At 43.3% G+C, this 23,180-nt stretch carries 19 protein-coding genes; 7 read left to right on the forward strand and 12 right to left on the reverse strand.

Features of this window, described 5'->3' with window-relative positions; all coding sequences use genetic code 11:
* The first annotated feature begins 18 nt into the window (after positions 1 to 18).
* Positions 19 to 918 (forward strand): EamA family transporter RarD, encoded by a 900-nt coding sequence (gene rarD, locus J7384_RS06180; protein WP_209112149.1) that lies wholly within the window; start codon positions 19 to 21, stop codon positions 916 to 918.
* 67 nt (positions 919 to 985) lie between these two features.
* On the opposite strand, the gene tnpA is transcribed toward rarD, so the two are convergent.
* The 10 genes from tnpA to J7384_RS06230 all read right to left on the reverse strand — a co-directional run bounded on the left by tnpA (position 986) and on the right by J7384_RS06230 (position 13,605).
* Positions 986 to 1,426 carry an IS200/IS605 family transposase gene (tnpA, locus tag J7384_RS06185; RefSeq protein ID WP_209112151.1) on the reverse strand — a complete coding sequence of 147 codons (441 nt, stop codon included), beginning with the start codon at positions 1,424 to 1,426 and terminating at the stop codon, positions 986 to 988.
* Between the two features lie 176 nt (positions 1,427 to 1,602).
* Positions 1,603 to 2,859: a diguanylate cyclase gene (locus tag J7384_RS06190; protein ID WP_209112152.1), complete on the reverse strand. Its 1,257-nt coding sequence runs from the start codon at positions 2,857 to 2,859 to the stop codon at positions 1,603 to 1,605.
* Between the two features lie 335 nt (positions 2,860 to 3,194).
* Positions 3,195 to 5,366 (reverse strand): DNA helicase II, encoded by a 2,172-nt coding sequence (gene uvrD, locus J7384_RS06195; protein WP_209112154.1) that lies wholly within the window; start codon positions 5,364 to 5,366, stop codon positions 3,195 to 3,197.
* A gap of 154 nt (positions 5,367 to 5,520) precedes the next feature.
* Complete coding sequence (locus J7384_RS06200) at positions 5,521 to 7,449, reverse strand: hypothetical protein (protein WP_209112156.1); 1,929 nt, start codon at positions 7,447 to 7,449, stop codon at positions 5,521 to 5,523.
* 335 nt (positions 7,450 to 7,784) lie between these two features.
* On the reverse strand, positions 7,785 to 9,725 hold the full coding sequence (locus J7384_RS06205; RefSeq protein WP_209112372.1) for a hypothetical protein: 1,941 nt from the start codon (positions 9,723 to 9,725) through the stop codon (positions 7,785 to 7,787).
* A gap of 70 nt (positions 9,726 to 9,795) precedes the next feature.
* Complete coding sequence (locus J7384_RS06210; protein WP_209112158.1) at positions 9,796 to 10,515, reverse strand: HAD-IA family hydrolase; 720 nt, start codon at positions 10,513 to 10,515, stop codon at positions 9,796 to 9,798.
* A gap of 15 nt (positions 10,516 to 10,530) precedes the next feature.
* Entirely contained in the window at positions 10,531 to 11,238 is a 708-nt protein-coding gene (locus tag J7384_RS06215; protein ID WP_209112160.1) for a DUF484 family protein, read from the reverse strand.
* Complete coding sequence (gene dapF, locus J7384_RS06220) at positions 11,235 to 12,065, reverse strand: diaminopimelate epimerase (RefSeq protein WP_209112162.1); 831 nt, start codon at positions 12,063 to 12,065, stop codon at positions 11,235 to 11,237. Before dapF ends, J7384_RS06215 begins: the two co-directional genes overlap by 4 nt.
* 19 nt (positions 12,066 to 12,084) lie before the next feature.
* Positions 12,085 to 13,335, reverse strand: a complete 1,251-nt coding sequence (gene lysA, locus J7384_RS06225) for a diaminopimelate decarboxylase (RefSeq protein ID WP_209112164.1) — start codon at positions 13,333 to 13,335, stop codon at positions 12,085 to 12,087.
* Positions 13,336 to 13,428: 93 nt separating this feature from the next.
* The gene (locus J7384_RS06230) at positions 13,429 to 13,605 is read right to left on the reverse strand and encodes a lipoprotein (RefSeq protein WP_209112166.1); all 177 of its coding nucleotides are present in this window, start codon (positions 13,603 to 13,605) and stop codon (positions 13,429 to 13,431) included.
* A 203-nt stretch (positions 13,606 to 13,808) separates the two neighbouring features.
* Between J7384_RS06230 and cyaY the strand changes: the two genes are divergently transcribed.
* From cyaY to J7384_RS06260, 6 genes are all read left to right on the forward strand, one after another.
* Positions 13,809 to 14,129 carry an iron donor protein CyaY gene (cyaY, locus tag J7384_RS06235; protein WP_209112168.1) on the forward strand — a complete coding sequence of 107 codons (321 nt, stop codon included), beginning with the start codon at positions 13,809 to 13,811 and terminating at the stop codon, positions 14,127 to 14,129.
* A 56-nt stretch (positions 14,130 to 14,185) separates the two neighbouring features.
* Positions 14,186 to 15,109, forward strand: a complete 924-nt coding sequence (hemC, locus tag J7384_RS06240) for a hydroxymethylbilane synthase (RefSeq protein ID WP_209112170.1) — start codon at positions 14,186 to 14,188, stop codon at positions 15,107 to 15,109.
* The gene (locus J7384_RS06245; RefSeq protein ID WP_209112172.1) at positions 15,099 to 15,851 is read left to right on the forward strand and encodes a uroporphyrinogen-III synthase; all 753 of its coding nucleotides are present in this window, start codon (positions 15,099 to 15,101) and stop codon (positions 15,849 to 15,851) included. The genes hemC and J7384_RS06245 overlap by 11 nt, the downstream gene beginning before the upstream one ends.
* Positions 15,852 to 16,014: 163 nt before the next feature.
* Positions 16,015 to 17,310, forward strand: a complete 1,296-nt coding sequence (locus tag J7384_RS06250; protein ID WP_209112174.1) for a uroporphyrinogen-III C-methyltransferase — start codon at positions 16,015 to 16,017, stop codon at positions 17,308 to 17,310.
* A complete protein-coding gene (locus J7384_RS06255; protein WP_209112176.1) occupies positions 17,307 to 18,524 on the forward strand; it encodes a heme biosynthesis HemY N-terminal domain-containing protein in 1,218 nt (405 codons plus the stop codon). The genes J7384_RS06250 and J7384_RS06255 overlap by 4 nt, the downstream gene beginning before the upstream one ends.
* Positions 18,525 to 18,595: 71 nt before the next feature.
* The gene (locus J7384_RS06260) at positions 18,596 to 20,779 is read left to right on the forward strand and encodes a diguanylate cyclase (protein ID WP_209112178.1); all 2,184 of its coding nucleotides are present in this window, start codon (positions 18,596 to 18,598) and stop codon (positions 20,777 to 20,779) included.
* A 44-nt stretch (positions 20,780 to 20,823) separates the two neighbouring features.
* Here J7384_RS06260 and fre read toward each other — a convergent pair whose 3' ends face one another.
* Together fre and ubiD are read right to left on the reverse strand one after the other, a co-directional pair.
* Positions 20,824 to 21,519, reverse strand: coding sequence for an NAD(P)H-flavin reductase (gene fre / locus J7384_RS06265; RefSeq protein ID WP_209112180.1), 696 nt, complete (start codon positions 21,517 to 21,519; stop codon positions 20,824 to 20,826).
* 17 nt (positions 21,520 to 21,536) lie between these two features.
* Positions 21,537 to 23,024 (reverse strand): 4-hydroxy-3-polyprenylbenzoate decarboxylase, encoded by a 1,488-nt coding sequence (ubiD, locus tag J7384_RS06270; protein ID WP_209112182.1) that lies wholly within the window; start codon positions 23,022 to 23,024, stop codon positions 21,537 to 21,539.
* Positions 23,025 to 23,180 lie beyond the last annotated feature (156 nt).

Raw genomic sequence — 23,180 nt, forward strand, 5'->3', positions numbered from 1 at the left:
GTTAACAAAGAATTTTTAATGGCTGCAACTGAGCAAACCCGTGCCGGTGTTTTTAATGCCCTCGGTGCCTACTTTATGTGGGGATTAGCACCGCTTTACTTTAAGCTGATTGATCATATCTCAGCAGGTGAAATACTGCTGCATCGAGTGGTGTGGTCATGCCTACTGCTATTCATTTTAGTATTCGCCATTAATAAATATCGACAGTTTTTCAGTATATTATTACAACCTAAGGTGCTGTTTACCTTACTGGCAACCTCGTTACTGCTGGCATCTAATTGGTTTATTTTTATTTGGGCAATCAATAATAATTATATGCTTGATGCCAGTTTAGGTTATTACATCAACCCGCTGTTTAACGTAGCCTTGGGGATGATTTTCCTCGGTGAGCGCTTGCGCAAGTGGCAAAAATTTGCGGTTGGCTTAGCACTGCTTGGCGTTGCTGTGCAGGTCGTGACCTTGGGCTCATTACCTGTTATCTCGCTAGCGCTAGCCGCCAGTTTCAGTGTTTATGGTTTACTGCGTAAAAAGCTTGCTATCGATACCTTTGTCGCATTACTCGTTGAGTCGCTGTTGATGTTGCCGATTGCTTTAGGCTATTGGCTATTCTTTTTAAACAGCTCGACCTCAAACATGTTTAATAACACGGTAGAGCTAAACACCTTGTTTGTGATGGCAGGAGTTATTACCACTGCACCGCTCTTGTGCTTTACTGCAGCGGCTAAGCGCTTAACCTTATCAGCATTGGGCTTTTTTCAGTACATAGGGCCAAGTTTAATGTTTTTGCTGGCAACGTTTGTTTATCTTGAACCGCTAGCGCCCGCTAAACTGTTAACTTTTGGTTTTATTTGGACCGCTTTGTTAATCTTCAGTGTTGATTCTTTCAAGCATACCGCTAAGCGAACTATCACCAAGTAGCAAAAGTAAAGAATCCACCTTCTAAAGAAGGTGGCTTTGCGTAAGCCCCCTAAACAAGGGGGCTGGGTTATCCTAGTAAATGTAATTGACGTTTCTCTTCTTGTTTCTCCATCTTGTTTTGATGCCGTACATAACGCCTGATGATTTCTTCGTTAATACCTACAGAGTCAACGAAATAGCCTCGTTGCCAAAAACGACCACCCCATGCTTTATTCTTACGTAAGTGCGGATATTTATTGAATAGCTTTAAGGCTAACCTTCCCTTTAAACATCCCATCAATTGAGAAATTGATAACTTCGGTGGGACTTTAACGACTATATGTACATGGTCTATTTGTACATTTAACTCCATCACTTTTACACCAAGCTTATCGCAATAAATATGAATAAATCGGTAAACATCCTTACCAATATTATTCTTCAATATTCTAAACCGATACTTCGGTGTCCAAACTATATGATATTGACACCGCCAAAATACGTGCGATGCTTGCTCATATCTACTCATGTTAGTCTCCTATTTGACTTCGCTAAAAATCAAACGAGGATGTAACATGAGTAGATATTTCAGGCATAGCCTTTTTAACAATGACCACCTACTAAAGTAGGTGGTTTAGCTGTCAAGAAAATAAAAAAGCTCGCTAGGAAGCGAGCTTTCATTGAATAAAATCTTATAGTTATTAATTACTCGTTATCTTCACCGGATACCGCTAGCTGATTGCGACCGTTTTCTTTCGCGTAATAAAGCGCGTTATCTGCTTGATTAATTTGCTGAGTCAGCTCTTCTGTGCTGTTAAAGCAAACACCTATGCTAACATTGATGTTGAGCTGTTGGTCATTGTAACTCAATGGCGTTATCGAGATATCGGCGCGCAAATCGTCAAGCTTAGTTAAGATCTGATCTTTATCGATACCCGCCAGTAAAATAGCAAATTCTTCGCCACCTAAACGAGCGATAATTCCTGACTTGATATGCTTGCGCAGAAATAAGGCAATTGCTTTTAGCACGTGATCGCCGGCTTCATGGCCGTATTGGTCGTTAACTCGCTTAAAGTGGTCAACATCTAACATGGCAAGGGCAAACGGTACGTGGTTGGCGCGGTATTTTTCAATATTGATATTGGCGTCGTGAAAAAACGCACGGCGATTTGGCAACTCTGTTAGGTAGTCAGTGTTTGCAGCGCGTTTGATTTGCTCGATATTGTTTAAGCTTTCAATATTTTGGGTAATTCGACAGTAAAATTCTTCAGGGCAAAACGGTTTACGCAAAAAGTCGTCGGCACCATTTTTAATAAAGCGCGCTGAGTGAACGCCGCTGGTTGCCCCAGAAATACCAATGACTGACAGATTATCGCGGTGATAGTGTTTGCGAATTTCGTTAGTTAAAGTAATACCGTCCATTTCTGGCATTTCTAGGTCGGTAATGACCATTTTGATATTGGGGTACTGTTTGAGAATTTCTAATGCTTTCACGCCATTGTCAGCAACATAGGTGGTGAAGTTTCGACGCTTTAACAATTCGACAATATGGCTTCGGGCAGCGACTGAGTCATCCACCACTAAAACGCCACTACCTTGATTGGCCCGTTGCCAGTGTAAAACACGCTTTAGATATAAAAAGGCTTGGCTATTCTCTTTTGGAATATAATCAATCACAGGTTGCGACAGAATTTTTTGTCGCGTCGTTTCATCCATCTTACCCGTGATCACTATGCCAGGAACGCCATGTGACAACACGCATTCAATTGCCTCACCGTCCATTGCATCTGGCAAAGCGTAATCTATGGTTGCAGCGAAAAACTGGCTGTCTCCTTGGAGAATTTTTTCAGTTTCGGCAAGCGAACTCGCAACCACGACATCAAAGTTGAGTGCCTTGCCAATTTGGCTAATCACTTTTGCAATGGGTTTACTGTCTTCAACGACCAAAAGGCGTTCAGGCATTGGTTTTCCTTCATTATTATAATTTGTGCTTAAACGACCGGATTAAACACTATTTATACTCGTTTCACTTCAAAGTGCGTGTTTCAGTTGGAATTAAAAACGATTTAGACAAGGCATTGATTGCCAAGAATGGTTGTTCCCTTGTTAAAGTCAATAACGCAGTATAAATCGTTTTTAAACCAACCACTCGGGCGTTTCGCAAGCACTTACTCTGTGCGTTGCAGCTAATTGAAAGGGTGAAACCATTCCTGCTAGCTACGCCTTGATATTAAGCCCCTGCGATAACGCTGAAATTACGTATCTTGAAGTGGAACGAGTATGTACTCATTCGCTCACTATAGCGCTTGTAGGTTAGCATAAGCAACAACTAACCATTTGGTACCAACATCGGCGAAGTTAACCTGAATTCTCGCTTGGGCACCGCTACCTTCATAATTGAGTACCACGCCTTCGCCAAATTTAGCGTGCATAACCTGTTGACCAAGGCTAAAGCCAGTATCGTCAAAGGTCGCCATACTAATGGTATTGGAAAAGCGTCCGGTAGTTGCCGGCTTGCTGACTTGGCTTTGCATGCGAATTTCGTCGATACATTCGCTGGGTAATTCGCGTAAAAAGCGACTGGCTTTGTGGTATTTCTCTTGACCGTACAAGCGCCTACTCTCGGCATGACAAAGGTAGAGTTTTTCCATTGCTCGGGTCATACCGACGTAGCATAGACGGCGCTCTTCTTCTAATCGGCTCAGATCTTCGACTGACTGTTGTGATGGAAACATGCCTTCTTCGAGACCGGCGATAAACACCAACGGGAACTCTAAGCCTTTGGCTGAGTGCATGGTCATTAGTTGCACTGCAGGTTCGTAGTCGTCGGCTTGTGATTCGCCCGACTCAAGTGCCGCGTGAGTTAAAAACGCGGTCAGTTCAGTTTGCTCTTGCTCTAATTCGGGATCTTGTTCAAAAGTTTGGCAAGCGGTGACTAGCTCGTTTAAGTTTTCGATGCGCGCTTGCGCACGTTCGCCTTTTTCGGCTTGATACATAGCTTTTAAGCCACTGTGTTGAATTACGAAGTTAGCCTGCTGATCGAGGTTGAGGTTAGCGCTGTCATCTTCTAACTGTTCAATTAACTCAATAAATGTGGTGATTACTTTAGCACTGCGACCTTTGAGTTCGTCGTGGTTGAGCATGTGCTGACAGGCTTGCCACAAGGTTGTACCTAAACTTCTGGCGGCATCGCGCACCAGTGATAAGGTTTGGTTACCAATGCCGCGCGTTGGTGTGTTAATAATACGCTCAAAGGCGGCGTCGTCATCTCGGTTGTTAATCAAGCGCAAGTAGGCGAGGGCATCTTTGATTTCTTGTCGTTCGAAGAAGCGCAAACCGCCGTAGATGCGATAAGGCAATTGTTGTTGCAGTAAGGCTTCCTCCAATAAGCGAGATTGCGCGTTGCTGCGGTATAAAATAGCTACATCGTCAAGCGAGCCGTTTTCTTGGCGCCATTGGTTGATGCTACCTGCGATAAAGCGCGCTTCGTCAATTTCGTTAAATGCAGTGTAAATTGAAATCTTTTCGCCGGCATCGTCTTGGGTCCAGAGCTCTTTGCCCAGTCGATTGTTATTATTGGCAATCAGTTTATTGGCGGCATTGAGGATATTGGCACTAGAGCGATAGTTTTGCTCAAGTCGAATAGTGGTCGCATCAAAGTCATTCAAAAAGCGCTGAATGTTTTCGATTTTAGCACCGCGCCAGCCGTATATTGATTGATCGTCATCGCCGACAATCATCACCTTGCTTTGCTCTTTACCGAGCATATTGAGCCAAGCATACTGAATGGCATTGGTATCTTGAAATTCATCCACCAAAATATGGCGAAAGCGCTGTTGGTAATGAGCTAGCAGCACAGGGTTGTTAAGCCAAAGCTCATGGGCGCGCAGTAATAACTCAGCAAAATCGACTAAACCAGCGCGATCACAAGCTTCTTGATAGGCTTGATAGACTTTGACAAAGGTTTGCTCGGTTGGATCGAACTGGCTATCGATGTGCTGAGGTCTTAAACCTTCATCTTTTTTGCCGTTGATGTACCACTGAAATTGTTTGGGTGGCCAGCGCTTTTCGTCCAGTTCTAAGGCGCGAACAATGCGTTTTATGAGCCGCAGTTGGTCGTCAGAATCCAAGACCTGAAAACTTTGCGGTAGCTTGGCTTCTTGAAAGTGCATTCGCAGCAGGCGGTGAGCAAGGCCGTGGAAGGTGCCAATCCACATACCGTGAATATTGCCACCAACCGTTTGCTCCACCCGAGCGCGCATTTCTGCTGCCGCCTTATTGGTAAACGTTACTGCTAAAATAGCGTGTGGAGAACTCTGCTCAACTTGCATTAACCACGCGATACGATGCACTAATACTCGAGTTTTACCACTGCCAGCACCCGCCAATACCAGCATATTGCTCAGTGGTGCAGCAACGGCGTCGCGCTGTTTATCGTTTAACCCATCGAGTAATTCAGAAACATCCATAGCAAAGTTCTAATTGAGAAAAATTGCCACAGATTATAGCGCTAAAACAGGGCTAATTTCACGAAAAACCTGTTTATATTTACAGGTCTTGTAATATGAAGACAAAAAAGCCGAGCGTCTTGCTCGGCGTAATGTAAAGAGATAGTTGTAGATACTATTCAGTAATTTTTTGGAAGTATCGAATGCTCTGAAAGGCTCGTTGACTACCATCTCTAAATTTTGCAAAAAATGAATAATGGAATTTGTAAGTATCCCCATTAATAGATATCAGTTTAATATTTCTTACCGTTGTGTTTACGTTAGGGTTAGCCAATTTAGCCGATAAACACTGATCGTAATTTATAGCATTGTCACAGCCAAAACTACCTGTGATTGATACTGAACCGTCATCTTCATACTTCCAATAGTCGTCAATAAAATCGCTACTACTGTCAGGCGTTGCGGTATATTTCCCCCTGCTGTCATCATTTAAGATAAGAATAAGTTCTGTGTCGTCAAAAACACTAAAAAATGCATGTCTAAACTTACCTAAATAGTCTTGTCGAGAGAATCCGTTAGATACTTGGTTGAATCCATAAATGTTTGCTCCTGAACTACCGTCGCTGCGCTCAAATGACGTTGTTAAACCAAGGTTATTGTTGGGGAGGCTGATGATGTCATGTTTAGACTCAACACCGTTTAGCATTACTGATAAGGTATTGTTATCTAATTGCCAAGTGAAATTATGGGTTTCTTGTTCGTCGGTACCAACAACATTCAATGTAACTTCACCCTGAGTATCGTCTAAAATTTTATATGTCGCACCGCCAGACAAATACTCTGTATCACCTATTATTCGACTTTCAGGAATTAGTAGACCGCTATAACTATTACCTGGTACTAATTGAATTTGTTCACTTGTCTTAGAAACTGCTTGTAAAATATTTGAGGCTTGCTGTACTGGTATTGTTGTTGGCAAATTAAAGTAGTCAGAAGCGCTGTAAGGTGATAAATCTGATGCTAGCTCAAGACGTATATCTGCAGATGTAGTAAGTAAACCTGACTCTAATATTGTTACAGTAATATTATCAGCAAAAGCATTAAAGCTAATCTGATTGAAGTCATTAGTGACATTGTTTCTAAAAGATACGCTCACTTGACCCGGTAACAATATAGGCTCATTATTGTTTGCTCGGTAAAATCCATCCTCTAAACTAATAGCGGTAGAGATGCGAAAACCATAGTTAGTTAGTCCATGCTCTCCCAACGAAAGAGTATTTAATGCAACAACTGTATCAATTGTATTGGCTTCAGCATTGAAAATTGTAGCGTTGTGAATGCCACTTTCGAAAAGCGGGATATAATATTTGTGTTGGTTAGTTACACTTTGCTCTTTGACTAAATTAAGTACTGTTTCGTTGTTATCATTATTTAAAATTCTAACGCGAATACGATCTTGTTCTTGAGCAACAACAGACATTTCGAGAAAGTCTTGTTGTGAGCAGCCATTTTGGAAGCAGCCAAGATTATATAAACGCATATCAATAGTATCTGGTGAAGACCAAGATAGCGGTTTACTCTCGCCCTCTTTAGTATGTAGACCTGTTTTATTTGATAAAAAAACAAATCGAGTGTTTTCTTTGGTATTAGACCAAATACCGATAGTTTCGGCTTCAGTCATGTCTATTTCTTGCCATTGATCGCGATTGTCCTCAACCACTAAGTTGAAATCATACTCAGTGGCATCTTTGCCATCAGAAATTCTGAATTTAAGTTGATAGTCATCAATATCAAAAAAGCCCGGTTGAAAATCGAGTTCTAATTGATTGTCAGTAAGGCGAAAGCTAACCCATTCAGGCTTGTTGGCAATTGAAAAACTCAGTTGGTCGTTTTCCTTATCAGCAGTGTTCAGTACAATTTTATTCGACTGTGCCGCTTTTGCATTGAGGGTGAAGGTACCACTAATAGTGGGAGCTTCATTTGGAGCTGGGGTTGGTGCAGGAGCTGGAGTCGGCGTTGATGGTTGAGGAGAAGAGCCTCCGCCTGAACCGCCACAAGCAGTTAGCAATGATGCAGAGAGCAAAACGGGCAATAGTTTTTCCATTGGTAAATCCTTGGATGTAAGTGTTTGTAAATATAAATTTTAAAGTTTGTGAACTGATAAAGTAAAGACCTTTAACAAAAGTCTAAGACCTATTTCGCATCTATTGTTGCCATTGTTGAGTCTTTTCACTAGCTTGCCTAAATTGGTTTGGTTAATCGAAGTCGCTAGATGGCAAAAGCTCATGAATACCCAATAGTAATTAGTTAAATCGACCTAAATTAGTGCAATTGAAGATCGCGTTCTAGTACTAGAACATTTTTGGTCGATTAGCTTCAGACAACAAGTTACAAAAAGCCGAGCCTCTTGCTCGGCTAGTCAGAAATAACTGTTTTAGTCTACTCCGGTAATTTTTCAAAATAACGAATACTTTGGCTGGTTGAGTAGTTACCATCAGTTGTTCGTCGAAAAATAGAATATTGAAATTTATAAATATTTTTTTCAATAGCTAGGAGTTTATAATTTCGCACAAGCATACTGCGATTTATATTGTTAAATCGGTCATTAAAACACGTGTCGTATTCAATGCTGTTTGAACAATATGAATCTCTGATCATTGATATACTGCCGTCGCTTTCATACTTCCAAAGCTCACTAGGCTCGGTATCCAAACTGCCGAAGTAATCTGCTCTTTGATCACTTAACACTCTTGTATAACGGATTCTATTGGAAAATAAATTGACGGTACTGTGTTTAAATGTTCCTAAATAGTCACTTGCGCTAAAGGTTGAATCGGTAAGCTCGTTTAGCGTGTAAATATTCACACCAATAGAGCCGTCATCTCTGGCAAAACTACTAGTCATTCCTATTTTTCCATTTGGTAATGCTAAAAGTTCGTGAGTCGCTTCAACACCATTGACGTTCGTTGACAAGGTATTGCCCTCTAACTGCCATGTAAAATTGGTTTGAATTCCTTCATTGATACCAGCTATTTTCAGAGTCATGCTTCCTTGGCTATCGTCTAAAATTCGAAACACAGAACCACCAAACTGATAATTCACTGATTCGGATAAAGTACTAGAGGTCAACGGCATATCGTCGCCAATAATTCTACCTGTATAGTTTTTACCTGCGATGAGGGCTACCTCACTTGTAACAGGTAACACACTTTGTAATACTGTGCTGGCTTTTATGCCTGTTAGCTCTGCAGATAACCCTTCAAAGTCAGCTATTTGAAAAGAACCAAGATCTGAGTTTAATTCTAAGTGGATATCTGCACTTGCGATGAGTATTCCAGATTCTAATGTTTGGATGACAAGATTAGTTGCGAATGCATTAAAGTTAAGCCTTGTAAAATCACCTGTGATTTTGTTCTCGAAAGTAAAGCCCATATCATCTCGTACTAATATAGGTGAACTATTTACAGGCGTGTAATTTTGATTGTTAAAGTTGACTTCACTAGTTGCATTAAAGCTAGGAGTGATGAAAGTAGTCAGGCCAAATGCTATATCGGCTGTGCGCAAGCGGATTTGCGCTGAATTGGTTTCAACGTCAATGGTACTTGTCGAATATAAAGCAGCTTCAGACAATGGTATGTAGTATTTAGCAGTTGCTTGAGTGTTATTTTCTTTAGTTAAATTGATAACTCTCTCGCTATTATCGTTTCTCAGAAGTCTGACCCTAATACGGCCTTGCTCTTGAGCAACGATAGACATTTCAAAAAAATCTATTTGAGGACATGTACTCTGAAAGCAACCTGCTTCGTAAACAGAAATGTCAAAAGTACTAAATGCCGACCACGATAATGATTTAGTTTCACCATTATAGGTGTAGATACCCATTTCATTTTCAAGAAATATGAAGCGAGTAGCTTCAGTTTTGTCTGACCAAATACCGATCGTGTCGGCTTCAGTCATACGTATTTCTTGCCATTTTTCTCGGTTGTCCTCAACTACTAAGTTAAAGTCATACTCTGTCGCATCTTTGCCATCAGAAATTCTGAATTTAAATTGATAGTCATCAATATCAAAAAAGCCCGGTTGAAAGTCTAGTTCTAGTTGGTTTTCAGTGAGGCGAAAGCTAATCCAGTCAGGTTTGTCGGCAATTGAAAAACTCAGCTGATCGTTTTCTTTATCAGCCGTGTTTAACACAATTTTATTCGATTGTGCCGCTTTGGCATTAAGGGTAAATGTGCCACTGATTGTTGGTGCTTCATTTGGTGCTGGTGCGGGAGCAGGTGCCGGAATTGGAGTTGATGGTTGAGGGGAAGAGCCTCCACCAGAGCCACCACAGGCCGTTAAGGCTAAAGTAAATAAAACAACAGGTAATATTCTTTCCATTTGAATTCCTTGAATTAAATTCGGATCAATTCGTATTTTAAAGTTTAATAAAAAAAAATGTAAACGGCTTTTAGCAGAAGGCTGTAAGCGCTTTCACATTTGTAACTGCCAATGTCGGCAGGATTTTAATAGGTTTACCAACATTAAACTGACTGACCCAAGCGGCTTGGCAGCCAAATGCTAGTGCACCTTTGATATCGGAGTTGCCACAATCGCCAACGTGCAGCAGCTGCTGAGGGGCAATGGCTAAATCACGGCAGGCTCGTTTAAACATATCTGGCGCCGGTTTTTGTCGGTCTTGATAGTTGGCGTGGTAGATGTAAGTAAAGTAGCGATCAATACCAATCGCTGTGGTATCAACATTGCCATTGCTAATCGCAACTATTGGATAGCGCGCACTTATTTGGCTCAAAAACTGATGAATATCGTCAGGAACTGAGAAGTTGCTGCGCTCAGTGCTAAAGTAATCTAACGCTAGGTCGGCGAGTGTGAGCGCCTGCTGTTGATCAAGCCCAAGTTCAATCAACCCCAAGCGATAGCTAATCCGTCTTAACTCAGTGACATCGTGTTTTAGCTCAGGCTGCAGGGCAATGGCCTGATTGCGAAAGTTAAACCAATAGCTGTGGTCGTATTGACCACTTTGGGTCGGTGCTGGCATCGGCAAATGCTCGGCGAAAAAACCAAGCATTTTTTGATAGGTTGCCAGCATGACAGGATGATTGCTATATAGCGTATCGTCTAAGTCAAAGCTAAGTGCTTTTATCGGTTTTAACTGTCTAAAAAACTGCACGGATGGCTTGCCTAATTATTTATTTGAATCTGATTGTTTACTGAGTAATTTGGCGACCAATTTGCGAAATTGGCTCAGTAACAAGGTATCCATGCGCGGGTCAAAGTGTTCAGCGTCGTCACTGGCAATGGCGATAAAGCCAAGTTCTTGTTTGGCTTGCGTCAATTTTATCAACACCACCGAACCAGTGCCGGGTGTATCAAAAATTAATTGGTGTTCGCTTTGTTGTAAACGGCCAAAATAGTAGTCGTCTTTCGTCAGGCGATTTTGCATAACGCCGCGGCAGTCTTGGCTCGACAAATGTTGATGTTCAACGGCGAACTCTTCGCTTAGCCACAAGCGGCAATTGGCCAACGATAATAACTCAGTCGTGGTGGTGTGAAGACAATCGACAATTTCAGCAATGCTGTTGCAGTCTATTAAGCGCAGATACAAGTCATTGTAGAGCGAGAATAACTGTTCGTTGTGGTTGGCAATTGCCATCAGTTGAGTGATTTCTTCTTCTAAATCATGCACTTTTTTACGCAATTGTTGCTGCTGACGCTCGACTAAAGAAACCACACCGCGCTGGTTGTCAGCTAACTTTAATTGCGTTAGTAGCTCACCGTTGCGCTGAAAAAATTCAGGGTGGGCCTGTAAATAGTCGACAATAAGCTCGTCAGTTAATGGTAGGTCATCACTCAGTAATGCCTCTGATTTGCTAGAGGCTTTTGATTCACTCATATATGTAATTGTCCATCAAATACGTGGACCGCAGGCCCCGTCATTTTTACTGGGTTACCTGGGCCTTTCCAATAAATTTTTAGTTTGCCACCGGGCAGTTCTACCGTAACTTGTTTGGCCAATTTTTTCTGAATTTGACCAACGACAACGGCGGCACAGGCGCCACTGCCACAGGCGAGTGTTTCGGCAGCACCGCGCTCGTAAACGCGCAGTTTAACATATTCAGGAGAAACCACTTCCATAAAACCAACATTGGCTTGTTTTGGGAAGCGCTCGTGATGTGAAAGGGCGTGGCCTAGTGTTTCGACCGGCGCGTCTTTGACTGAATCAACGGTCAGCACGCAATGGGGGTTACCCATAGAAACTGCGCCACAAAATACGGTTTCTTCGTCGCTGCGCAAAATATAAGTGCCTTCTACTTTTTGTGCGGTAAAAGGTATTTTGCTTGGCTCTAATTGCGGTACTGGCATGTTGACCGAAACATTGCCGTCGCGCTCAATGTACAAAGTCATTTTGCCCGATTGTGTCGAGACGCGGATTTTATTGCGGTTAATCAGCCCTTTCATTTTGACAAAACGGGCAAAACAACGGGCACCGTTGCCACATTGGCTAACTTCACTGCCGTCGGCATTGTAAATGCGGTAGTGAAAGTCGAGATCGGGATCGTAAGGTGGCTCAACCACTAACAACTGATCAAAGCCGACGCCAAAGTTGCGATCGGCAAGCTGTCTAATTTGATCATTCGATAAGTAAACGTTTTGAGTGACGTTATCAAGCACGAGAAAGTCGTTACCTAAACCGTGCATTTTAGAAAAATTTACTAACATTAATCGTTCTGCTTTGAGATTAGTTTGGCAAAATGCTCTCGCCTTGCCACAGTTGTTCTATCGTTTCGCGCTCGCGCACTAAATATGCTTGGTCGCCATCAACTAATATTTCGGCAGCTCTTGGGCGACTGTTGTAGTTTGAGCTCATGGTAAAACCATAGGCTCCTGCGGAACGGACGGCTAAAAAGTCACCCGGGGTAATCGCTAGCTTGCGCTCTTTACCTAAAAAGTCGCCAGTTTCGCAGACAGGGCCAACAACATCATATGTTTTTTTGGTTTTATCTTGGTTTTGTTCAACTTCAATGATTTCTTGCCACGCAGAGTAGAGTGAAGGTCTTATTAAATCGTTCATTGCACCGTCAACAATAGCAAAATTGCGCTCTTCATTGGTTTTTAGAAATTCAACTTCGGTTACCATAATACCGGCGTTAGCCATAATTGCTCGGCCAGGTTCATAAATTAGCGTCAGATTATAACCGTCGAGCTTTTCGGCAATGGCTTTTGCATAGTCATTTGGATGTGGTGGTTGTTCGTCTTGATAACAAACCCCTAAACCGCCACCAACATCGATATGGCTAAGCTTAATGCCTTGTTCAGCAAGCTTATCTACTAACAGTAAAACGCGATCTAAGGCATCTAAAAATGGCTGAGTTTCAGTAAGTTGAGAACCGATGTGGCAATCGACGCCTTTAATGGCAACATTAGCCAGTTGTGCCGCTTGTTGATAGACCGCTTCGGCTTCGTCGATACTAATGCCAAATTTGTTTTCTTTGAGGCCGGTAGAGATGTATGGATGAGTACCGGCATCGACATCAGGGTTAACGCGAAACGAAATTGGTGCAACTTTGCCCAAACGTTCGGCAACACTATTGATGCGCAATAATTCAGCAGGTGATTCAATATTAAAACAGTAAATGCCTTTGTCTAAGGCATAGGCAATTTCGTCAGAGGTTTTACCAACACCAGAAAAGACCACTTTTTTCGGATCGCCACCGGCTTCAATGACTCGTGCCAGTTCGCCTTTAGAGACTATGTCAAAACCCGAGCCCATGCGCGCCATCACATTGAGCACAGCCAAGTTGCTGTTTGCCTTTACTGCGTAACAGACGAGGTGAGGGCGATCGCCTGCGGCGTTTTCGAAAGCGCGCCAGTGGCGTTCGATAGTCGCGCGCGAATAGATGTAAAGCGGAGTGCCGTGTTGTTTGGCGAGTTCAGAAACAGAACATTGCTCGGCGTATAAAGACTGGTTTTGACGATTGAAAAAGTCCACTGTTTTATCCTATTTGCTCAATATGTTGTCGGCTGATGGTCGGTGTGTTTAGTTATTGTTGTGCAACGTATGTTTTGCTGTTTGCGCGTTGAGCTACACAGTATCCGCTGAAAACTGTGTTTCTTCAGCTGAAGGCTGTTTAGTGCCAGCTGAAGGCTCTTGTTCTTGATACAAAGGGCCTTTGTTGCCACAGGCCGCAATTGCGCAAGTTAGCGAAACTAACAATAAAGTTTTTTTAATCTTGACCATTTTAGTGATGTGTTTTGTCATTCAGTTAACCGCCAGTGTAATAAAGAGTGACTTTATTCAGAAATTCTTTAATCGACTATATTATTGCCATCATAGACGTTTTATAATCACATTTATACCGTCAGATAACAGTAAATGAATACTAACAGCGGTGTTCAATACCATTTGCTGTTATTTTATCCAAGCCCTGTTAAATCAGGTGATAGCCAAACCAAGGATAATGAATGAACGATAGCCAATACAACTTACTTGCCGATGACCTATTACTCGCGATAGAAGAAGCCGTTGAAGATTGCGGTGTCGATATCGATTACGAAGGCGTTGGTGGCATGTTAACGTTAACATTTAAAAATGGCAGTAAAATCATCATCAATAAACAAGCGCCATTGCACGAAATTTGGGTTGCCACTAAATTTAATGGTCACCACTTTGCCATGCGCGATGGTCAATGGTTTGACAAGCGCGGCAGCGATGAACTCTGGCAATTCTTGTCTGCTGCAGTGAGTGTGCAAGCAGACGTCGATGTCGTGTTAACGGCTCAGTAATTTTGCCTTAAATTTCGCCCACAGCGGTCGTCAAAATAAATTTGGAAAACACAATCATGAATAAAGTACGCATCGCCACGCGTAAAAGCGCTTTAGCCTTGTGGCAAGCTGAATATGTTAAAGCACAGTTAGAGCATTTTCACCCAGACCTCGTTGTTGAATTGGTGCCTATGACCACCAAAGGCGACATTATCCTCGATACACCATTGGCTAAGGTTGGCGGTAAGGGCTTGTTTGTTAAAGAGCTTGAAGTTGCCATGCTGGAAGACCGAGCTGATATTGCGGTTCACTCGATGAAAGACGTTCCGGTCGAGTTCCCAGAGGGCTTAGGCTTAGAAGTGATTTGTCCACGCGAAGACCCTCGTGATGCGTTTGTTTCAAACACTTATAAAAACTTAGATGAATTACCGCAAGGCGCTGTGGTTGGCACGTCGAGTTTACGCCGTCAATGTCAGTTGAAAGAGCTACGTCCAGATCTTGAAATTAAAGATTTACGCGGAAACGTTAATACTCGCCTGAAAAAATTAGATGAAGGCCAATACGATGCGATTATTTTAGCGGCGGCCGGACTATTGCGTTTGGAGATGCCCGAGCGTATCAGCGATTACATCGAGCCAGAAGTGATGTTACCTGCCAATGGCCAAGGCGCGGTTGGCATTGAATGTCGAGTTGATGATCAGCGCATTAAAGGTTTGTTGGCACCTTTAGAGTGTGGCCAAACGCGTAGCCGAGTTTTAGCCGAAAGAGCGATGAACAAAGAACTTGAAGGTGGTTGTCAGGTGCCGATTGGCAGCTATGCAACACTGTCAGACCAGACTTTGTTTTTACGCGGTTTGGTCGGAGCGATTGACGGCAGCAAAATCTTGCGTGCAGAGGTTTCGGGACCGGCAGCTGATGGTATCGAACTGGGTCAGCAGCTGGCAAAGCAGTTATTAGCCGATGGCGCAGATGCTATTTTAAAACAGGTATATGGCGAATAACGTATCCGATAAATCATTAAATGTCTTAGTTGCTCGGCCACACACGGCGGCCGAGCAACTGGTTAATTTATTAACCACGAATGGCATTGCTGCTCAAGCTTGTATTCCCTTCGATTACACCCGTAATCAAACCTCACAAGCACTAGTCTCCCACTTTAAACAAGTTATTGATATCGCAATTTTTGTCAGCCCTGCGGCGGTAGAGTTTGCCGAAGGCATTCAAGCATTATTGCAATGGCCGGTAAAGCAGTGGTTTGCGGTGGGTGCCAGTACACAAAAGCGGTTATCTCGCTTTGGCATTGATGCGCTCGCACCTGAATGTTATGACAGCGAAGGCTTATTGGCTCTGCCTGAGCTTGAGCAGGTTGAAGGTAAGCGCATTTTGATCGTGCGGGGAGATGGCGGTCGGGAGTTAATCGCAAGAACTTTGCAAGAACGACGAGCATTCGTGCAATATTTTGAAAGTTATCGACGTGTTTGGCGAAAATTGCCGGAAAATATAGCGAAACAATGGAAAGCCGCGGGAATAAACTGTATTGTGGTCACCAGTGTCGCTATTTTTGAGTACTTAGCAGAGCAATTAGATTTATCTGACTCATATTGGCGCCAACACTGCCAGTGGTTGGTGGTCAGTAACAGAATTGCCGAGGCAGCTAGAGCTATGGGGATAACCGAGATAACCGTCAGTGATGGTGCAAATAATCACGTGTTGTTGCAACAGCTCACCCAGTTGTCGGTATAATGAGCAAGCGCGTTAGTAAACTCATTGTTAGGCTAATGACTAGATTAATTTGTTAAGAACAAGACTAAAATATAGTGTTATTGATGGTAAAAGCCGACGATAAAACACTGTCAAAAAACAACAGAGCGACCTTTACACTTATTATCAATACGGAACATGTCCAATGACAGATAAAAAGCAGCCTGCCTCCTCTTCTTCAGCTGCTCCTGAGGCAAACTCTTCTTCATCTAAAGACCAGCAGACCTCAGCGCCGGTCAATAAAGCCAAGCCAGTTGTCAAAACTAGTACTGGCAAAAGCCAAAATACTGCAACACAAAGTAAATCGAGTAATGGTGTCGCGTGGCTTGCAATACTCTTGGGGTTAGTCGCAGTTGGCGGTAGCGCAGGGCATTACTACTGGCAACAAAGCCAACAACAAGTGCAAGCTAATCAATTGGCACAACAAGCCAATACCGCGATTAGTCAGCAACAAGCGCAAAATGTTGCCCAATTTGAAAACTTGTTAAAACAACAAGAGCAGCAGTTAACCGATAAATTTACTGAATTTGCCAGTCGACAGTTTGGTCAACAAGTGGTTGAACAACAAGGGCGTATTGAACAGTTAGAAGTGGCGATGGCGCGATTGAGCCAACGTCAACCAAGCGATTGGTTAGTTTCTGAGGCAGAATATTTGCTGCGAGTTGCCAGTCGCAGCCTGTTGTTTAAACAAGACAGTCAAGCGGCTATTGCTTTGCTAAATGAGGCCGATGAGCGCCTTGCGACACTTAATCAAGATCAATACTTTGCGGTGCGAGCTGCTATTCATCAAGATATCCAAACCTTGCAAGGGCTACCTGCATTTGACAATGAGACGGTATTGTTAAAGCTATTAGCGCTTCAGCAGCAGTCTTTGAACCTACCGATTGTTATCCCAGATGAGATTGCACCAGACCCTGATTTGGTGTTATCGGAAAACCCAGATGATTGGCAGCGCAATTTACTGGTTACGGTACAAAAATTTATTGAAGGCTTTGTTAAAGTAAGACGCCGTGCCGACAGTGAGGCTGTAAAACCGGTATTGTCTGCGGAGCAACACCGCAATTTAAGCCAAAATTTAGCGCTCAAGATTCAACAAGTACAACAAGCCGTTAACCATCAGCAACAAGCTTTGTATCTGAGTAGCTTGCAAGATATCCAGTTTTGGTTAGAGCGCTATTATGATCTCGATAGTGCTGAAGTTATCGCTTTTCTCGACAGTGTCAAAGCCCTGCAAGGCCAAACCATTAGTTTTCAGAGCCCACCATTGTTGCTATCGGTCGCGGCAATGCAACAAGCCAAAAAGCCAGTCTTGAATGAGTTACCACTGAAAAGCGATGGCACCGGTGATGACGCTGACACTAATCAAAACGAGTCGGATCAAAGCCAAGTCAATGATCAACCAACCATTAATAAACAAGGCGAGCAGGGAGTATTGTTATGATTCGTATCATCATACTGCTTGTTGTTTTGCTGGTTGCCGTTGTTGCCAGCGCCCAATTAATTGAGCAGCAAGGCTATATTTTGATTAGCGTTGGTGACTGGGTGGTTGAGTCAACCGTGTTCGCATTTGTTTTAATGACTGTTTTTGCTGTGGTTATTGTCGGCGTTTCGTTAAAGGCATTGCGCGGTGGTTTAAACCTTAGCGCAAACACTTGGCATAAGTTTTTTTGGGGTAGCAAGCGCAAAGCTGAGCGCCAATTCAATCAAGGCTTAGCGGCTTTTGCGTTAGACGACTACTCACAAGCGGAAAAATTGCTAGTCGATAGTGCTCACGGTCATGACTTCAGTGGCACCGCATATTTACTTGCGGCGAGCGCGGCGGAAAAGAAACAAGCGCAGCAATTGTCTTCAGAGCAAACAGCTAGTGCGGCAGGCAATAAGCACTATCTAGACAAGCTTGAACCTTTGTTGACAGACAACAACAAAGACCAGTTGGCGGCACATCTGGCAAAAATTAAACTATTGGTCAATCAAGGCGCATTTGCTGATGCCCGCAAAGCGATTGATAATAACCACAAGCTCATCGGTCATGACTCGCGCTTATTGACCCTTGAAATTGACTTGTGTTTACAAGAAAAACGCTTTGCTAAAGTTGTTGAATACTTGGCGTTGGCGGGCAAGCAAAAAGCTGTTTCTAGTGAGCAGTTAGCACGTTGGCGCTATCAGGGTTATTTGGGTTTATTTGAGCAATTATACCTTGAAGGCGGTAATGAAAAATTGGTTCAGTATTGGCAGAACCTGGCCCGTAAGCAAAAACAAGATGAAGAGATTTTATTGGCCTACTGCCGAGTATTAGCTGCCCACAAGGTGACACAAGGTTTGGACAAGCTACTATTACCGCTGTTGAAAAAAGACGCCAGTGAAGGTTTTTTAAAGTCGTTGCGCAGTATTCCAGTTAGCGAGCCAGATAACTTGTTAGCTGCTGTGCAAAAACATCTGCAAAAAAATACTGATAGCAGCAAATGGTTAGCTTGTTATGGCCATTTAGCACTAAGTGGTAAACAGTGGCAAATGGCGGAAAAAGCTTTGGTGAGACTACTACAACAACCTAGTGCTGATTTCGACCAGGCTGATATTGCCGCTTTGGCCAAAGCGCAAGCAGCACAAGGCAACTACCAAGCGGCACACCAAACGCTTTTGGCGTTAGTGAAATAGTTGTTATAACAGCGAATTAGTTGTTTAATAGCTCAATAATAAGAAGTTTATAACAATAAGAGCAAACGACCTTGTCAGAAACGAAAGCTAACTTTGATTTTCGTCCCTTGATGTTCGCGCTGATACTCGGTGGTATTGGCGCTTTGCTCAACAGCTTCACATATCCATTCTTACCCGAAGTAGATCTCGTTTTTGGTAATGCTGCCTTTGTCATGGTGGCAATGCGTTTGTTGCCAAAATACACCCTGTTAACCATGTTTATTGCGGTAACTCCGCTCTATTTTGCTTGGGGTCATCCGTTTGGCTATCTCACCTTTGGTCTCGAGGCCTATGTCCTAGCTCAATTGAGGAGCCGAGGCTGGTATGTATTTTTTGCCGACTTGGCTTACTGGCTGTGCCTAGGAATGCCGCTAACTATCGCTATTATTTGGTGGCGCGAAGCAGATTTTTCTCTGTATTACTTGTTTATTGGTTTCAAACAAGGTTTTAATGGTTTGCTATACACCAGTTTTGCGGCAGTACTGATTTTCATGCTCGATCGCCGCAGTTATCTGAGCTGGCAACAGCAACCTACCTTAAAGCGGACGGTTAAGGCGCAACTTACGTATGCATTTGTGCTAATTACTTGTTTATCGTTAATTATTGTTAGTTTGACTATTTCACGTAGCTTAATTGTTAACTCCCAAGACTACGTGAGTAAGAGTTTGCAAGACAACGCCAATAAAAGTGCGACTTTGATGCAGGCTCACCTAAACGAGCATCAAACTTTGATCACTATGATGGCGAGCTGGCTATCGGCAACGCCACAGGAACAATGGCAGGAACTACTCAATACCAGCCAAGCGCTGCACAGTGGTTTTATTACCATGTTGATTGCTGGTGCTGATGGCAATATTTCACAAGCAAGTCCGGAACGTCTGTTAGCTGTGGTTAATCAAAATGGCAAATTTAGTGTTAGCCATCGAGACTATTTTCAAAAGCCAATGGCGGGGCAAGATTTGTATACTTCGGACGTATTTCAAGGCCAAGGTTTTGGCATGGATATGATCATTGCCATTAGCGCCCCGGTACTGCCAATGAATGGAACACCACAGCAGCCTGTAGCAGTTGTTGAAGGTTCTCTCGATCTCAATATATTATCGCAAATGAGCATGGCTAAGTTGGGTGAGCAGCACACTCGATTGGTGTTAGTTGATCAAAACAACAAAGTTATTTTTGCATCTGATGAATTGGCACTTAAGCCGTTAGATGACTTTGTCTTTCAGGACACCTCTAGCTCGGCAGCTGGTCAAAGGCTAATGTTGGCCAGCGCAGGCGACAAGAGCTTTGCCTACCATAGTATCGAGTTGGAAAACCAGTGGCGAATTTACGCGTTACTTGACTACCAATACATACTTAAGCAAATAGAAAATGAGTATTTACTCATTTTTATTATTTTGTTTGGCAGCTTGTTAATGACCACTGCGCTCGCTAATCAAATTAGCCGCCGTTTAACTAGACCTCTGAATTTTATTAATAAGCAAATTGGTTATCACGATCATCAAATTAAACACGAATTTAAGCCTCTTTATGAAGAGACAGGCGTTGAAATAGAGCAGTTATACGATGAAATTAAACGAAGCCGCACTGCTTTGTTTGACTACCAAGAACAACTAGAAGACAAGGTTGCCGAGCGCACTCAAGCCCTCAACAAAGCTAACCAAAGGTTACAAGCCTTGGCTTTGGTTGATGGTTTGACTCAAGTTTTTAACCGCCGTTATTTAACTGAGCAGTTTATTGTTGTTCGCAAAGCCTGTCAGCGCAGTGAAGCGACAATGGCAGTAGTGATGCTCGATTTAGACTACTTTAAAAAGCTTAACGACAGTCACGGCCATCAGGCTGGCGATGATTGTTTAGTGGCAACCGCTAAGTTGATGAAGCAAGCTTTTGATCGCGATACCGATATTGTAGCCCGTTATGGCGGTGAGGAATTTGTCATTGTCGCGGCAGAAATCGATCTTGATAACTTACAACAAAAACTTGAGCAATTGCGTCAGACCATTGCTGAACAAGTCTTTGTCAATCCGCATTTACAGCCGTTTCAGGTCACCGTTAGTATGGGGGCTGTTTTTGGTCGGGCTGATAGTTTCAGTGAGCTGGATAGTTGGCTTAAAGGCGCCGATCAATGCTTGTATCAAGCCAAAGGGGCAGGCCGCAACCAAGTGGTGTTAGAAAGCTGGATTAAAAAAGACGAGCTTAAAGCGACTAACTCTTAAGCTCGACTCTTGATATCAGCTTCGGATAAGCTGACAGAAAGTTTTTAGATAAATGCGAAGGCGTCAGCGTACATATGCTCTTTAACGGCACCTTTGGCGACAAAATCTTCTCTTACTTTGCCAACCATTTCGAAACGACCGGCTAAATAAATATCGTAAGCATCAAAGCTATCGATATCGGCCATCGCAACTTCGTGGACTAGGCCGACTTTACCCTGCCAGTCATCATTTGGCTGTTCGACAACCGGAATAAACTCGGCATTGGCAATGCGATTAATCGTGGCAGCCGTTTGCTCAAGCTCATAACAGGCACTTGGTTCGCGCAAGCCCCAATAAACAGTCACTGGGCGCTCAGTTTTTTGGTCAGCGAGATATTCAAAAATCGATTTGATATAAGAAAAACCAGTACCACCAGCGAGTAATAAAATTGGACGAGTGCTGTCTTCGCGAAATTGAGCACTGCCCAATGGTGCTTCAATCGTCACTGATTGGTTGGCTTTGATATGATCAATCACTTGCATTGGCCAGCTATCAGCAACTGATGCGCCAATTTGTAGTTCAATCAATTCGCTGTTCGGTGAACTGGCGATTGAAAACGGGCGTTTGTCTTCTGGCCCCATAACAAAATTAAGGTATTGGCCGGCGCTAAAGCTGACGGTTTGCTCTGGCTTTAACAAGACCTTGTAGACATAGGGCGTAAGTGAGGTTAGTGCCTCAACTTGACAGGTTATTGCAGTCATTCATTTACCTTAATACGTTAGCTAGCGGGTTTATCGGTTGGCAAGATTGCCAGTTCTTGCCAAATATTGTCAACTTCTTGTTTCACTGATTCGTCCATCACAATCGGTTCACCCCATTCGCGATCGGTTTCACCCGGCCATTTATTGGTGGCGTCCATCCCCATTTTTGAGCCAAGCCCGGAAACTGGCGAGGCGAAATCGAGATAATCGATGGGCGTATTTTCAATCATAGTGGTGTCGCGGGCTGGGTCCATTCTGGTGGTCATCGCCCAGATCACGTCTTGCCAATCACGCGCGTTGATATCGTCATCACAAACGATAACAAATTTGGTATACATAAACTGACGCAAGAATGACCATACCCCCATCATTACGCGTTTGGCGTGACCGGGATATTGTTTTTTCATCGTTACTACCGCTAATCGGTATGAACAACCTTCAGGCGGCAGATAAAAATCAACAATTTCTGGAAACTGTTTCTGTAAAATAGGTACAAACACTTCGTTTAACGCGACCCCTAAAATAGCTGGCTCATCTGGTGGCCTGCCGGTGTATGTGCTGTGATAAATTGGCGCTTGTCGTTTAGTGATGTGAGTAACGGTAAATACTGGAAAGTCATCCACTTCATTGTAATAACCGGTGTGATCGCCGTATGGGCCTTCTGGTGCCATTTCGTCTGGATCAATATAACCTTCAAGGACAATTTCAGCAGAAGCCGGTACTTGTAAGTCGTTACTAATACATTTAGTTACTTGCGTTTTACTGCCGCGCAGCAAGCCAGCAAAGGCGTATTCCGACAAGGTATCTGGCACAGGAGTTACGGCACCTAAAATGGTTGCAGGATCTGCACCCAAGGCCACTGAAACCGGAAATTTTTCACCTGGGTGCTGCTTTTTCCATTCGAAAAAGTCTAAGGCTCCGCCGCGGTGTGATAACCAACGCATAATCACTTTATTGCGGCCTAATAGCTGCTGGCGATAAATACCCAAGTTTTGGCGTTCTTTGTGTGGCCCTCTGGTAACGGTTAGGCCCCAAGTGATCAATGGTGCGGCATCGCCCGGCCAGCATTTTTGAATCGGCAGCTGAGTTAAGTCAACTTGGTCACCAGTTAAGGCAACCTCTTGGCAAGGTGCCTTTTTTACCAACTTAGCAGGCATATTGAGCACCTGCTTGAAAATAGGTAATTTATCGAGAGCATCGCGAAAGCCCTTTGGCGGCTCAGGTTCTTTTAACATCGCCAGTAATTTGCCGACTTCGCGCAATGAGCCGACATCGTCTTGTCCCATTGCTAACGCTACGCGCTCAGGTGTTCCAAATAAATTGGTCAGTACTGGCGTATCAAAACCAATCGGGTTTTCAAATAACAATGCAGGACCTTTAGCGCGCAAGGTGCGATCGCTAATTTCCGTCATCACTAAATCGGTCGAAATAGGCTGCTTGATGCGCTTCAATTGGCCAAGCTTTTCAAGCTGCTCGATGAAGTCTCTTAAATCACTATATTTCATAGGGTTATTTATTGTGCGTTTGAATCATTATAACGGTATTGGTTCGCTATTACGATGATAAAACTGTGCTAGATCATGACACAGTTACTAGGTAATTTGCACAGTGACAAAATGTTAGCTTTTGGAGCTGAGCGCTCAGCGGTTACTGAACGCTCT

The organism is Endozoicomonas sp. G2_1 (genome assembly GCF_017744155.1).
In the GTDB taxonomy this organism is placed as follows: domain Bacteria; phylum Pseudomonadota; class Gammaproteobacteria; order Enterobacterales; family Alteromonadaceae; genus JAGHQT01.

Coding starts and splice junctions, on each gene's coding strand:
- J7384_RS06190 (WP_209112152.1), bottom strand. CDS start 2,859: ATGCCTGAACGCCTTTTGGTCGTTGAAGACAGTAAACCCATTGCAAAA.
- J7384_RS06250 (WP_209112174.1), top strand. CDS start 16,015: ATGACAGATAAAAAGCAGCCTGCCTCCTCTTCTTCAGCTGCTCCTGAG.
- fre (WP_209112180.1), bottom strand. CDS start 21,519: ATGACTGCAATAACCTGTCAAGTTGAGGCACTAACCTCACTTACGCCC.
- J7384_RS06205 (WP_209112372.1), bottom strand. CDS start 9,725: ATGGAAAGAATATTACCTGTTGTTTTATTTACTTTAGCCTTAACGGCC.
- J7384_RS06255 (WP_209112176.1), top strand. CDS start 17,307: ATGATTCGTATCATCATACTGCTTGTTGTTTTGCTGGTTGCCGTTGTT.
- J7384_RS06230 (WP_209112166.1), bottom strand. CDS start 13,605: ATGACAAAACACATCACTAAAATGGTCAAGATTAAAAAAACTTTATTG.
- rarD (WP_209112149.1), top strand. CDS start 19: ATGGCTGCAACTGAGCAAACCCGTGCCGGTGTTTTTAATGCCCTCGGT.
- cyaY (WP_209112168.1), top strand. CDS start 13,809: ATGAACGATAGCCAATACAACTTACTTGCCGATGACCTATTACTCGCG.
- J7384_RS06215 (WP_209112160.1), bottom strand. CDS start 11,238: ATGAGTGAATCAAAAGCCTCTAGCAAATCAGAGGCATTACTGAGTGAT.
- tnpA (WP_209112151.1), bottom strand. CDS start 1,426: ATGAGTAGATATGAGCAAGCATCGCACGTATTTTGGCGGTGTCAATAT.
- hemC (WP_209112170.1), top strand. CDS start 14,186: ATGAATAAAGTACGCATCGCCACGCGTAAAAGCGCTTTAGCCTTGTGG.
- J7384_RS06200 (WP_209112156.1), bottom strand. CDS start 7,449: ATGGAAAAACTATTGCCCGTTTTGCTCTCTGCATCATTGCTAACTGCT.
- ubiD (WP_209112182.1), bottom strand. CDS start 23,024: ATGAAATATAGTGATTTAAGAGACTTCATCGAGCAGCTTGAAAAGCTT.
- J7384_RS06245 (WP_209112172.1), top strand. CDS start 15,099: ATGGCGAATAACGTATCCGATAAATCATTAAATGTCTTAGTTGCTCGG.
- uvrD (WP_209112154.1), bottom strand. CDS start 5,366: ATGGATGTTTCTGAATTACTCGATGGGTTAAACGATAAACAGCGCGAC.
- dapF (WP_209112162.1), bottom strand. CDS start 12,065: ATGTTAGTAAATTTTTCTAAAATGCACGGTTTAGGTAACGACTTTCTC.